This is a genomic window from Pseudomonas sp. I8001, from assembly GCF_013385345.1.
In the GTDB taxonomy this organism is placed as follows: Bacteria; Pseudomonadota; Gammaproteobacteria; order Pseudomonadales; family Pseudomonadaceae; genus Aquipseudomonas.
In genome coordinates this window covers 1-14,224 of the sequence record NZ_JACAQC010000036.1, presented here as the reverse complement: position 1 = coordinate 14,224, position 14,224 = coordinate 1, and the positions used below count along the sequence as shown (strand labels likewise).

Annotated in this window: 5 protein-coding genes; 2 read left to right on the top strand and 3 right to left on the bottom strand. The window is 63.9% G+C overall.

Annotated features, from left to right (window positions below; genetic code table 11):
* Positions 1-115: 115 nt before the first annotated feature.
* Positions 116-700 (bottom strand): TetR/AcrR family transcriptional regulator, encoded by a 585-nt coding sequence (locus tag HX839_RS23460; protein WP_177067738.1) that lies wholly within the window; start codon positions 698-700, stop codon positions 116-118.
* 134 nt (positions 701-834) lie between these two features.
* On the opposite strand from HX839_RS23460, the gene HX839_RS23455 reads away from it, so the two are divergent.
* Complete coding sequence (locus HX839_RS23455; RefSeq protein ID WP_177067737.1) at positions 835-2,007, top strand: MFS transporter; 1,173 nt, start codon at positions 835-837, stop codon at positions 2,005-2,007.
* Here the strand turns inward: HX839_RS23455 and HX839_RS23450 are convergent, their stop codons facing one another.
* Together HX839_RS23450 and HX839_RS23445 are read right to left on the bottom strand one after the other, a co-directional pair.
* Positions 2,008-2,364 carry a type II toxin-antitoxin system HicB family antitoxin gene (locus HX839_RS23450; protein ID WP_003208166.1) on the bottom strand — a complete coding sequence of 119 codons (357 nt, stop codon included), beginning with the start codon at positions 2,362-2,364 and terminating at the stop codon, positions 2,008-2,010.
* Complete coding sequence (locus HX839_RS23445) at positions 2,361-2,612, bottom strand: type II toxin-antitoxin system HicA family toxin (RefSeq protein WP_063028501.1); 252 nt, start codon at positions 2,610-2,612, stop codon at positions 2,361-2,363. Before HX839_RS23445 ends, HX839_RS23450 begins: the two co-directional genes overlap by 4 nt.
* Positions 2,613-2,821: 209 nt before the next feature.
* Between HX839_RS23445 and HX839_RS23440 the strand changes: the two genes are divergently transcribed.
* Positions 2,822-14,224, top strand: an 11,403-nt coding sequence (locus tag HX839_RS23440) for a non-ribosomal peptide synthase/polyketide synthase (RefSeq protein WP_177067736.1), incomplete at its 3' end; no start/stop codon positions are given.

Here is a 14,224-nt window from a genome sequence, read left to right as displayed (position 1 = left end):
TTGCTTACTTTGGGGCTTTTCCAAAGTGAGCCGCTGTAAGAGCGGAACCATAGGTGGCCGTTACCTAAATAATGGATATGCCCCCCTGGATCCTGACCACCCCCGCCGCACTCGTTCAGCACACGGCATTGGGCTTCAACCCGCGCAACAACAACTCCAGCCCTCGCAGAGCCTCTTCCAGCCGCACACCCGAGCCTCCATCCTGGGCGATCCACAACGATGCGCTCACCAGGCTGCCATTGATCAGTCTCGCCAGCGCCTGGCTGCACGCCTGCTCGACTAGGTCCGCCTGCATCAAGTCATCGAGCAAACGGCGCAGCGAGTCCACGCATTGCTGCTGGTCAGTTGCGCCCAGCACCGCCGGGGCATCCTGCAATACGATGCGCTGGACCTCGGGATCCTGAGCCATGCGCAAATAAACCCGGCAGCGCTCGCAAAACCCTTCCCAAGGGTTGTCAGCCTGTTCCGAGACACGTTGCAGGCTCGCGTCCATTTCACCGTCGAGCTGCGCAACCACTGCCGCGAGCAAGCCTTTCTTGTCGCCAAAATGATGGTACAACGCACCCCGGGTCAGGCCGGCGCGAGCGGTGAAATCGTCCATCGACGTCTGGGCGTAGCCTTGTGTGGCGAAGGCCTGGCGGGCGCTGGCGATCAGGCGGGCGCGGGTGTCTTCGATCATGTCGGCACGGGCTCGGCTCATGGGTAAGGCTCACAATAGGTGATTGACATACGACGCGTATGTTACGCATGATTTGTCACATACGCACCGTATGTATTTTGCCCCGAAAACCTCGAATAGCAAGTTTCAGGGCGCTCAGGAAGAGGTTACACACCATGGCAAACCCCTACGCCGAGCTGTTCCAGGCGCCAGGTTCCAGGGCTTTTGTATTGGCGGGCATGCTGGCCCGCATGCCGATCTCCATGACCGGGATCGGCTTGATCACCATGCTGTCGCAAGTGCACGGCGGTTACGGTTTGGCCGGTGCGGTGACCGCTACCTTCGCCCTGGCCACCGCGTTTTGCGCGCCCCAGGTCTCACGGTTGGTGGACCGTTATGGCCAGGGCCGGGTGTTGCCGGTGGCCGCGTCCATCGGCGGCGGCGCGCTGTTGCTGCTGTTGCTCTGCACCCGGGTGCAGGCGCCAACGTGGACGCTGTTCGTCTTTGCCGCCCTGGCCGGCTGCATGCCCAACATGTCGGCCATGGTGCGGGCGCGCTGGACCGAGCTGTATCGCGGCCAGCCCAAACTGCAAACGGCGTTTGCCCTGGAGTCGGTGCTCGACGAGGTGGTGTTCATCATTGGCCCGCCGGTCTCGGTGGGTCTGTGCGTGCTGCTGTTCCCCGAAGCGGGGCCGTTGATTGCCGCGCTGTTTCTGGCAGTGGGCGTGACCGCCTTTGTGCTGCAACGCCAGACCGAGCCACCGGTGCATGAACATCACGCCGAGCACGGCCGTTGGCTGATCGCCTCGCCCTCGGTGTTGATCCTGATGGTGCTGTTGATGGCCATGGGCATCATCGTTGGGGTGGTGGATGTGGTCAGTGTCGCGTTCGCCCAGCATCAGGGCCAGCCCGCCGCGGCGAGCATTGTATTGTCGGTATACGCCATCGGTTCGTGCCTGGCCGGGCTGGCGTTTGGTGCGCTCAAGTTGAAAGCACCGCTGCCGCGCCAGTTCTTGTACTGCGGCGTGGCCACCGCCGTGACCACGCTGCCGTTGTTGCTGGTGACGAATATTCCGGGGTTGGCGGCCGCGATCTTCATCTCCGGCCTGTTCTTCGCCCCGACCCTGATCGTGTCCATGGCCCTGGTGGAACAAATCGTTCCGCCCAGCCGCTTGACCGAAGGCATGACCTGGCTGATCACCGGCCTGAGCATCGGCGTGGCCATTGGTGCTGCCAGCTCCGGCTGGATGATCGACCGCTTCGGCGCACCCAGCGGGTTCTGGGTGGCGCTGTCGGCGGGTGCGGTGGTGCTTGGGGCGGCGGTGCTGGGGTATCGGCGGCTGGGGTGATTACCCGGTCACCAGTGCGCCGCGATGTTGCAGGAATTCGTTCAGCGCCTGGCGCGTGAGATCGTTCAACGTGACTTTTTGCCGGGTCGCGGCAAGCGCGGCGGCCAGGTGGAGGTCATGGCCGACACGGACGTTGAACGAACCCTTGCAGGGCTTTTCCGGTGCTTGCCCAAGGGCCTGGCAGGTCTCGATGTAGTCGTCCACGGCGGTGCAAAAGGCGGCGTCCAGTTCGGCGACGGTTTTGCCCTCGTAGCTGACCAGGGCCTTGATGAAAAGCAGCTTTCCGAACAGGCAGTTGTCTTCGATGCTGGCTTCGATGGAGCCGATGTAGCCTTTGTGTTTCAGCTGGTTGTTCACTGAATCAGTTCTCCTGATTTCAATTGTTCGATGATCTGACGCCGAATGTAGTGTTTCAGTTCGTTGCCGGGGTGAGGCTTGTGCAGGGTGATCATTGCACTGGGGTCGCCTATGTCGAACCTGACCCGGCTACCCGCCCCTTCGATTTGCGTGTATCCCAGGCGCCGCAGCAGCGTGACGAGTTCGGGCCAGGTAAAGGCCGATTGCTCATTGAGCAGTTTGGCCAGCAGCTTTTCATTTTTCGACACGGCGACTCTCGCCTGCAACTAAATGTAGTTGCAATTGATGGGTTGCGTCAATGATAGGACAGCCGCGCCGAGCCTCTCGGTGTTTGATGTAACCCTTGATGACACCGTGGTCTGCGCCCCCAATCCCCCGCTAATTTTTCCCTTCCGGATTCGTTTTATAGGGACGACGTGCCTTTGTGCTTCCTGCCTATTGCCCCGGATCCCAAGAAATGAACGCTGAAGACTCCTTGAAACTTGCTCGCCGGTTTATCGGGTTGCCCCTGGAAAAACGCCAGATGTTCCTCCAGGCGCTACACAAGGAAGGGGTGGATTTTTCCCGGTTTCCGATCCCGGCAGGGGTGGAGGCCGAGGACCGGCAGGCGCTGTCCTATGCGCAGCAGCGGATGTGGTTTCTGTGGCAACTGGACCCGGCCAGTGGCGCCTATAACCTGCCCGGCGCGGTACGGCTCAAGGGCGCCTTGAGCCTGCCGGCGATCGAGCAGGCGTTCGCCAGCCTGGTGGCCCGCCATGAGACGTTGCGCACGGTGTTCCAGCGCCAGGCGGATGATCGTCTGTTGCAAGTGGCCGCGCAGTCGCCGCTGGTGGTCGAACAGTTGGACTTCAGCGCCCTGGCACCCGCCGAGCGTGAGCAGGCGGTGATGCAGGCCGCTACCCGTCAGTCGCTGTTGCCCTTCGACCTGGCCAACGGCCCGCTGCTGCGGGTGCAATTGCTCAAGCTGGCCGAGCAGGAACACGTGCTGCTGCTGACCTTGCACCACATCGTGTCCGACGGCTGGTCGATGAACGTGCTGATCGACGAGTTCATTCGCTGCTACGACGCCCATGAGCGTCATGAGCTGCCGCCACTTGCGCCGCTTCCGATCCAGTACAGCGACTACGCCCTTTGGCAGCGTCGCTGGCTGGAGGCGGGAGAACAGGCTCGTCAGCTGGAATACTGGCAGGCACGCCTGGGAGATGAGCACCCGGTACTGGAGTTGCCCATCGACCATCCACGCCCGGCGATGCCCAGCTACCAGGGCACCCGGCATGACTTTGCGATTGATCCGGCGCTGGCTGCGCAGTTGCGCAGTTGCGCGCAAAAACACAATGTGACCTTGTTCATGTTGCTGCTCGGCGCGTTCAACGTGCTGCTGCATCGCTACACCGGGCAGGGCGACATTCGGGTTGGCGTGCCGATTGCCAACCGCAACCGCAGCGAAGTCGAAGGGCTGATCGGTTTCTTCGTCAATACCCAGGTGTTGCGCACCGAACTGACCGGGCAAACCCGCGTCGACGAGTTGCTGCAAGGCATCAAGGAACACGCACTGGGCGCCCAGGCCCATCAGGAATTGCCGTTCGAACGCCTGGTAGAAGCCTTGAAAGTCGAGCGCAGCCTGAGCCACACGCCGCTGTTCCAGGTGATGTACAACCATCAGCCGCAAGTGGCGGACATCGCCGCGGTCAACACCGCCTCCGGGCTTGAACTGTCCCTGGTGCAATGGCAAGGCCGTACCACCCAGTTTGACCTGAGCCTGGACACCTACGAGAAGTCCGGCACCCTGCACGCCGCGCTGACCTATGCCAATGACCTGTTCGACGCCGCCACCATCGAGCACATGGCCCGGCACTGGCTCAGCCTGTTGCAGGCGATGGTCGCCGATGGCAGCCAGCGCATCGGTGAACTGCCGATGCTCGCCGCCGCAGAGCAGCACGTGCTGGTGCATGACTGGAACCAGACGGCCGAGGCGTACCCGACCGAACGTGGCATCCACCACCTGATCGAAGACCAGGTACAACGCACTCCGCACGCCGTTGCCCTGGTGTTCGGCGCGACGCAGTTGACCTACGCGCAGCTCGACACGCGCGCCAACCAGTTGGCCCATGCCCTGCGCGAGCAGGGTGTTGGCCCGGACGTACTGGTGGGGATCTGCATCGAGCGCTCCATCGAAATGGTGGTCGGCCTGCTGGCGATTCTCAAGGCCGGCGGCGCCTACGTCCCGCTGGACCCTGAATACCCCCGCGAACGCCTGGCTTACATGATCGAAGACAGCGGCATCGGGCTGCTGCTCAGCCAGCAGAGCCTGCTGTCGACCTTGCCGGTCGACGGCATCAACGTCATCGCACTCGACCAGGCACAAGGCTGGCTCGACGATTACGGCCGCGAGCCTCTGGCCGTCAACGTGCACGCGCTGAACCTCGCCTATGTGATCTACACCTCCGGCTCCACCGGCAAGCCCAAGGGCGCAGGCAACAGCCATCGTGCGTTGGTCAACCGCCTGTGCTGGATGCAGCAGGCTTATGGCCTGGATGCCAGCGACGCAGTGTTGCAGAAAACCCCGTTCAGCTTTGACGTGTCGGTGTGGGAGTTCTTCTGGCCGTTGATGAGCGGCGCACGGCTGGTGGTCGCAGCACCGGGCGAGCATCGCGAGCCGGCTCGCCTGATCGAGACCATTGGCGAGCACGCTATCACCACGCTGCACTTCGTACCGTCGATGCTGCAGGCATTTATCCACGAGCCGGGCGTGCAGGCCTGCGCCAGCCTCAAGCGCATCGTATGCAGTGGCGAGGCGCTGGCGCTGGATGCGCAGTTGCAGGTGTTCGCCAAGCTTCCGGGCGCCGGGTTGTACAACCTCTACGGCCCGACGGAAGCGGCCATCGACGTCACCCATTGGACCTGCATCGACGAAGGTGCCGACAGCGTGCCCATCGGCCGCCCCATTGCCAATCTGGGAACCTACATCCTCGACGCGCAACTCAACCCTGTGCCGGCAGGCGTCAGCGGTGAGCTTTACCTCGGTGGCACCGGGCTGGCCCGCAGTTACCACCGCCGCGCGGCGCTCACCGCCGAGCGTTTTGTGCCGTGCCCGTTCAATGACGGTGCGCGGCTGTACCGGACCGGCGACCGGGTGCGCCAGCGCGCCGACGGTGTGATCGAATACCTCGGCCGCCTCGATCATCAGGTCAAGCTGCGCGGCCTGCGCATCGAACTGGGTGAGATCGAGACCCGCCTGATGCAACACCCGCTGGTGCGCGAGGCCGTGGTGCTGGTGCAGGGCGGTAAACAGTTGGTTGCTTACCTGGTGCTGGAGGGAGGCGAGCCTGCCACGCCGTGGCAACCGGAGCTCAAGGCGTGGCTGTTGAACAGCCTGCCGGAATACATGGTGCCCACCCACCTGATGCCGCTGGTGAAATTGCCGGTGACCGCCAACGGCAAGCTCGACCGCAAGGCCTTGCCGTTGCCGGAAGCTGCGCCGCAGCAGGCGTTTGTGGCGCCGGAAAATGACCTGCAAAAAGCCTTGGCGGCGATCTGGAGTGATGTGCTGGCCATTGAGCAGGTCGGCCTGGAAGACAACTTTTTTGAGCTTGGCGGTGATTCGATCATCTCGATCCAGGTGGTCAGCCGTGCGCGCCAGGCGGGGATTCGCCTCAGCCCCCGCGACCTGTTCCAGTACCAGAGTGTGCGCAGCCTGGCGTTGGTGGCGAGCTTTGACCAGGCCAGCACGATCGACCAGGGCCCGGTCAGCGGCGAGGTGATCCTGACTCCGGTGCAGCAGGGCTTTTTCGAACAGGCGATCCCGGAACGTCAGCACTGGAACCAATCGTTGTTGCTCACGCCGCGCGAGCCGCTGGTGGCCGAAGCACTGGACGTCGCACTGACCCGGCTGATCAACCACCACGATGCCTTGCGCCTGCGTTTTGTGAAGGGCGCCGATGGCTGGCAACAAGCCCACACGGCCCCCGTCAGCGAGTCAGGCCTATGGCAGGCAAGTGCCGCCACCGACAGCGAATTGGCCGCATTGTGCGAGGAGGCCCAGCGCAGTCTCGACCTGCAGCAGGGCCCGCTGCTGCGTGCCGTGCTGGTAGACATGGCCGACGCAAGCCAGCGCCTGTTGCTGGTGCTGCACCACTTGGTGGTGGACGGTGTGTCCTGGCGCATCCTGCTGGAGGACCTGCAGCAGGCTTACCGCGCGCCTGCGCAGTTGCCGGGCAAGACCAGCGCCTATCAGGCTTGGGCGCAGCACTTGCAGGCCCACGCGCGAACGCTGAATGGGCAACTGCCGTATTGGCAGGCACAGTCGGGCACGGCCGATTTACCCTGCGACAACCCACAGGGCGGGTTGCAAAATCGCCTGGGGGAAAAGATCGAAACCCGCCTCAACCCCGAGCTGACCCGCCAGTTGCTGCAACACGCGCCGGCGGCGTATCGCACCCAGGTCAACGACCTGCTGCTGACAGCCCTGGCACGGGTGGTCAGCCGCTGGAGCGGGCAGGACGCAGCGTTGATCCAGCTCGAAGGCCATGGCCGTGAAGACCTGTTTGAAGCGCTGGACCTGACCCGCACCGTGGGCTGGTTCACCAGCCTGTTCCCGGTGCGCTTGCAGGCGCAAGGCGAGCTGCCGGCGGCGATCAAGTCGGTCAAGGAACAACTGCGCGCAGTGCCGGACAAGGGCCTGGGCTACGGATTGCTTCGCTATCTGGGCGAGCCTGAGGCGCGTGAAGCGCTGGCCGGGTTGCCGGGGCCGCGTATTACGTTCAACTACCTGGGGCAGTTCGACCGTCAGTTCAATGACTCGGCGCTGTTCGTGCCGGCCAGCGAAAGCAGTGGCCAGGCCCAGGACGGCGAGGCACCGCTGGCCAACTGGCTGACCCTGGAGGGCCAGGTGTATGGCGGTGAGCTCGCGTTGCAATGGGGCTTCAGCCGCGAGATGTTCCAGGCCGCTACCGTCCAGCGCCTGGCCGACGATTATGCCGTCGAGTTGGCAGCATTGATCGAACATTGCTGCGCTACCCAGGCGGGGCACGTCACGCCGTCCGATTTCCCGCTGGCCCACCTGACCCAGCAGCAACTCGACGCGCTGCCGGTAGCAGGGCCGGCCATCGACGATATCTACCCGTTGTCGCCGATGCAGCAGGGGATGTTATTCCACACCCTTTACGAGCCCCAGGCACAGGCCTATATCAACCAACTGCGCCTGGACATCGAAGGCCTCGATTTGCTGGCTTTCGGCCGTGCGTGGCAGTCTGCGCTGGATCGGCATGACATCCTGCGCAGCAGTTTCCATTGGCTGGGACTCGACAGTGCCCATCAAGTGATCCATCGCCAGGTCGACCTGCAGTTGCAGGTGATCGAGGCGGTCGACGCCGACCTTGACGCCCTGGCCGACGCCGAGCGCGAGCGCGGTTTTGATTTGAGCGTCGCACCGCTGTTCCGTCTGACGCTGGTGCGTGGTGCCGGCAGCGGCTGGCATTTGATCTACACCAGTCATCACATCCTGATGGATGGCTGGAGCAACGCACAGCTGCTCGGCGAAGTCATCAGCCATTACGCCGGTCAGGCGCTGCCAGCGCCCCTGGGGCAATTTCGCGACTACCTGGGCTGGTTGCAGCAACAATCGTCAGCGGCGGACGAGGCCTTCTGGCGCGCCAGCTTGGCCCCGGTGCAAGCCCCGACGTTGTTGGCCGAGGCCCTTCGCCCACCGGTGGACGGCGCAGGCATGGCCGACCATCAGGCGGTTCTCGACAGCACGTTGACCACCACCCTGAGCGAGTTCGCCCGTCAGCAAAAAATCACCCTCAACACCCTGCTCCAGGGAGCCTGGAGTGTGCTGCTGCAACGCTACACCGGCCAGCCGTGCGTCGTGTTCGGTGCCACGGTCGCCGGGCGTTCCGCGCCGCTGCCAGGTATCGAGCAACAGCTGGGGCTGTTTATCAATACCTTGCCGATGATCAGCACACCCGCCCCGGCGCAACAGGCCGCCGCCTGGCTGGGCGAGTTGCAAGCCTTGAACCTTGGCCTGCGTGATCACGAACATGTGCCGCTGTACGACATTCAGGGGTGGGCCGGCCAGCAGGGCGCGGCGCTCTTCGACACGTTGCTGGTGTTCGAAAACTTCCCCGTCGCCGAAGCGCTCAAGCAGGGCGCGCCCGCTGGCTTGTCGTTTGGCCAGTTGCACAACCACGAGCGCACTAACTACCCGTTGACCCTGGGTATCGAGCTGGGCAGCAGCCTGCGCCTGGAGTTCAGCTATGACCGGGCGCGTTTCAGCGAGGCCCAGGTCGCCCAGCTGAGCGCCAACCTGCAACACCTGTTGGTGCAACTGGCGGCAGACCCTGGCGCCAGCCTTGGCAGCCTGCAATTGCTCGATGAGCCTGGCCGTCGCGCCATGCTTGGCCTGAGTCAATCCCGGGCGGCAAGCACCCGTCATCACGGGTTGGTCCACGAGCGCATCGCCGCCCAGGCCCAGGCCACTCCGGCTGCGCTGGCGGTACTGGCGGGCAGTCAACGCTTGAGCTACGGCGAGCTCAATGAGCGGGCCAACCGCCTGGCTCATCGCTTGCTGGAGCACGGCGTTGGCCCCGGCCGGCGCGTCGGCCTGGCTGCGCGACGGGGCCCGCAGTTGATCGTCAGCCTGCTGGCGGTGCTGAAAAGCGGCGCGGCCTATGTCCCGCTGGACCCCAAATACCCCAACGAACGCCTGGCCTACATGTTGGCGGACAGCCGCCTGGATCTGTTGCTCTGCGAAACCGGCCTGCTGGCAGATTTACCGTTGCCCGCATCGTTGACCCGCGTGGACTTCACCGCGTCGGGTGAAGAACTGGCAGCTCACGCCTGCGGCAACCCGCCAAGCCATGCCGTCGCCGCCGACCTGGCGTATGTGATCTACACCTCCGGCTCCACCGGGCAACCGAAGGGTGTGGCGATCGATCACGCCGCCCTCGGCCAATTCTGCGAGAGTGCCGAAGACTACAGCGTGCTGTCCTGCACGGACCGGGTGCTGCAATTCGCGACATTCAGCTTTGATGGTTTCGTCGAGCAATGCTACCCGCCGCTGTGCGTCGGTGCTGCGCTGGTCATGCGCGGTGACGAACTGTGGGATGCGGGGCAACTGGCTCGGGAAATCGTAGAGCAGGGCGTAACCCTGGCCGACTTGCCGGCAGCCTATTGGTACCTGTTAGCCAAGGAGTGTGCCGTCGATGGCCGTTCGCTGGGCAACTTGCGCCAGGTCCACGTAGGCGGTGAGGCGATGTCGGTTGAAGGCCTGCGAGCCTGGCATGACGCCGGGCTGGGCAAGGTGCGCCTGCTCAACACCTACGGCCCCACTGAGGCGACCGTGGTGTCCAGTGTGCACGACTGCCAGTTGGCGGATGCCAGCGATGCGTTCGGCATTCCGATTGGCCGGGCCATCGCGGGTCGTGCGCTGTATGTGCTCGACAGCGCCTTTGAGCTGCTGCCCGTCGGCGGTGTCGGTGAGCTGTACATCGGCGCTCCGGCCGGCCTGGCCCAGGGCTATTTTGACCGTCCCGCGTTGACGGCTGAACGCTTCCTGCCGGACCCGTTTGCCGGTGTGCCGGGTGCGCGCCTGTACCGCAGTGGCGACCTGGCCCGCTACAACCAACATCATGCCCTGGAGTACGTGGGGCGGATCGACCATCAGGTGAAGATCCGCGGTTTGCGCATCGAAATGGGCGAAATCGAAGCGTGCCTGCAAGCCCTGCCGCAGGTGCACGAAGCCGCGGTGATCGCCTACGAAGGACCCACAGGCGCGCAGTTGGTGGGGTATGTGGTAGCCGCCCAAGGCGTAGCCACCGGGTCTGCTGACCTGGCCGCCATCCTGGCTCAATCACTGCCCGACTACATGGTGCCGGGCCATTGGGTGTGGCTGGACGCGCTGCCGTTGAACAACAACGGCAAGCTCGACCGCCGCGCATTACCTGCGCCGGACCTGAGTCAGCCTCGGCAGGCCTACGAGGCGCCTCACAGCCCGTTGCAGATCCAGTTGGCGGCGATCTGGCAGGCGGTGTTGCAGGTAGAGCGCGTCGGCCTTAATGATCATTTCTTCGAGCGTGGTGGCCATTCGTTGCTGGCGACCCAGGTTATTTCCCGGGTGCGGCATGCGCTCAAGCTTGAAGTGCCGTTGAAAGCGTTGTTCGAGCATCCGACACTGCTGGCTTTCGCCGCCGCGTGCGCGGGTTTGCAGGTGCAGGAAAGCCTGCCCATGCTGGCCCTGGAACGCGGCCGGCCGATGGCGCTGTCATCGGCCCAGGAGCGCCAGTGGTTCCTCTGGCAACTGGACCCCGACAGCGCGGCCTACCACGTGCCCACCGCGCTGCATCTGCGTGGCAGCCTGAATGTGGCGGCACTGGAGCAAGCGTTCCAGGCGCTGGTGCAGCGTCATGAAGCCTTGCGCACCACCTTCGTCGAAGAAGGCGAGCAGACCTGGCAGGTGATCCAGCCACGGCGGGCCCAGGTGGTTGAACAGCAAGCCGTGGATGTCCACGGGATTGCTGCAGCCGTTGAGCACGAAATCCAGCGTCCGTTCGACTTGCTCAACGGCCCGCTGATGCGCGTCAAGTTGCTGAGGGTGCAGCCTGACCATCACGTCCTGATCATTACCCAGCACCACATCATTTCCGATGGCTGGTCGATGCAAATCATTGTCGACGAGTTGATCCAGTTCTACCGCGCGTTCTGCGCGGGCACCGAGACCGCCTTGCAAGAGCTGGCGCTGCAGTACGCCGACTATGCCGTCTGGCAGCGCCAGTGGATGGCCGAGGGCGAAAGCGCCCGGCAACTGGCGTACTGGCGTGAGAAATTGGGCGGTGAGCAACCGGTGCTGGAGCTGCCCTTCGACTTCCCGCGTCCGGCCGAACAGAGCTTGCGTGGTGCACGCCTGGACTTCAATTTGCCAGCGGAACTGGCGTCTGGCTTGCAGGTCCTGGCGCAACGCGAACAGGTGACGTTGTTCGTGCTGTTGCTGGCTTCATTCCAGATGCTGTTGCACCGCTACAGCGGGCAAGGCGACATCCGTGTCGGCGTGCCGGTAGCCAACCGTAATCGCATGGAAACCGAAGGCCTGGTGGGCTTCTTCGTCAACACCCAGGTGCTGCGCGCCGAGTTTGACAGCCAGGCTTCGTTCAGCGATCTGCTGCAACAGGTTCGTCAGTCGGTGCTCGACGCCCAGACTTACCAGGACTTGCCGTTCGAGCAGTTGGTGGATGCTCTGCAACCCCGGCGCAGCCTTAGCCACAGCCCGCTGTTCCAGGTGCTGTTCAATCACCAGAACCGTGAGACTGGCGCGGCGCAGTTGCCAGGATTGTCGATCGAGGGCGTGGCCTGGGACAGCGGCACGTCCCAGTTCGACCTGAGCCTGGACACCGGCGAAGTGGCCGGCGGCCTGGCGGCGTCCCTGACGTACGCCACCGATCTATTCCAGCGCAGCACCATTGAACAACTGGCGCACCACTGGCAGAACCTGCTGCACGCTATCGTCAGCCAGCCTGGGCAGGCTGTCGCGCAGTTTGCGCTGCTGGACGCCGATGAGCGCCAAACGATCCTGCGGGACTGGAACAGCCTCGAACTGAGTGGCACTTTCGAGGGGGGCTTGCATGAGCTGATCGAGGCTCAGGCCCGGAAGGCACCTGACCAGTTGGCGATGATCTTTGGCGCCGAATGCCTCGACTATCGCCAGCTTAACGCACGTGCCAATCGCCTGGCCCGCCGCCTGCGTGAGCGCGGCGTAGGGCCGGAAGTGCGGGTGGGTGTGCTGCTGCCTCGCTCGGTGGAAATGGTTGTGGCGTTGCTCGCGACGCTCAAGGCCGGCGGCACCTATGTGCCCCTGGACCCCAACTATCCGGCCGACCGATTGGCCTACATGCTGGAAGACAGTCAGGCCCGGTTGTTGCTGACGGATGCCCAAGGCATGGGGGGCGGCCTGGAGGTGCTGCAGGTGCCCTCTGAAAGCGTTGACCCGCAACACCCCGATTGTGCCGACCTGCCAGCCCTGGCGAGCGCTGATAATCTCGCCTATGTGATCTACACCTCGGGTTCGACCGGCAAGCCCAAGGGTGTTGCCATCAGCCATCGCAATGCCGTTTCACTGATTCAGTGGGCCCAGGGTGTCTACCGTCGCGAGGACTTGCAGGGGGTATTGGCTTCAACCTCGATCTGCTTCGACCTGTCGGTGTGGGAGCTTTTTGTCACCCTGGCCAGTGGCGGCTTCTTCATCCTGGCTGAAAATGCCCTGGCGCTGGCGGATTTGCCGGCGCGGGACCGGGTTACCTTGATCAACACCGTGCCCTCGGCGATTGCTGCGTTGCACCAGGCCGGGCAGATTCCCGACAGCGTGCGCATCATCAACCTCGCCGGTGAGCCACTGAAGCAGTCGCTCGTGGATGGGCTTTACCAGCAGGCCACGCTGAAGCATGTGTATGACCTGTACGGGCCCTCCGAAGACACCACGTATTCGACTTACGTACGCCGCACAGCGGGTGGCCGGGCGAGCATTGGCCGACCGCTGGCCGGTACCGACAGCTATGTGCTGGACGCACAGTTGGAGCCGGTGCCGGTCGGTGTGGTCGGTGAGTTGTACCTTGCCGGCGCCGGGATCGCCCGGGGCTACCTGCTGCGCCCGGACCTGACGGCGGAGCGCTTTGTGCCGGACCCGTTCGGCGATCGCGCAGCTCGGCTGTACCGCACCGGTGACCTGGTACGCTATCTGGCCGATGGCGAAATCCAGTACGTGGGACGCATCGATCATCAGACCAAAGTGCGTGGGTTTCGCATCGAGCTGGGCGAAATCGAGAAGCGCCTGCTGCAACATGTCGCTGTCCACGAAGCCGTGGTGGTGGCCCATGAAGCGCAGAGCGGCACTCGTCTGATTGCCTATCTGGTGTTGGAGCCTGGGGCGCAGTCCGGTGTGCAAGACGATGTGCGTGTCTGGCTCAAGCAGACGCTTCCGGACTACATGGTGCCGGCCCAGATGGTCATCCTTGATCAACTGCCGTTGACACCCAATGGCAAGCTCGACCGCAAGGCCTTGCCGGTGCCGGAGCTACAAGGTTCCCATGCGCTGCATGTAGCGCCGCACAGCGAGCTGGAACGCCGTATTGCGGCGATCTGGCAGGACGTGCTCAAGGTGCCGCAGATTGGCGTCAGCGATAACTTCTTCGAGCTGGGCGGCGACTCGATCATCTCGATCCAGGTGGTCAGCCGTGCGCGCCAGGCCGGGATTCGTTTTACCCCCAAAGAACTGTTCCAGCACCAGACCGTACAAGGCCTGGCCTCGGTGGCGCAGTTGGGCGAGGGCGCACTGCTGATCGATCAGGGCCCGGTGACCGGCGACAGCGTGTTACTGCCGATCCATCAGGCATTTTTCGATACGGCGATTCCCGAGCGGCACCACTGGAACCAGTCGGTACTGCTCAAGACCACGCAGCCGTTGAACCCTGAACATCTGGAACAAGCCCTGCACGCCTTGCTGGTGCAGCACGATGCCTTGCGCGTGAGCTTCGTCCGGCAGGCCGATGGCTGGCGAGCGACTTACCAGCCGGTCAGCGAGCAACCTTTGCTGTGGCAACGCAGCATCGTCGACGCTTCGGCGCTGGAGCAACTGGGCGACGAAGCCCAGCGCAGCCTGGACCTGGGCAATGGCCCACTGCTGCGCGCGGTGCTGGCGACCCTGGCCGACGGCAGTCAGCGGCTGCTGCTGGTGATCCATCACCTGGCGGTGGATGGCGTTTCGTGGCGCATCCTGTTCGAAGACCTGCAAACCGCCTACGAGCAACTGCAGCAGGGTCGCGTCGTGGCATTGCCGGCCAAGACTTCGTCGGTCAAGGCCTGGGGCGAGCGGCTG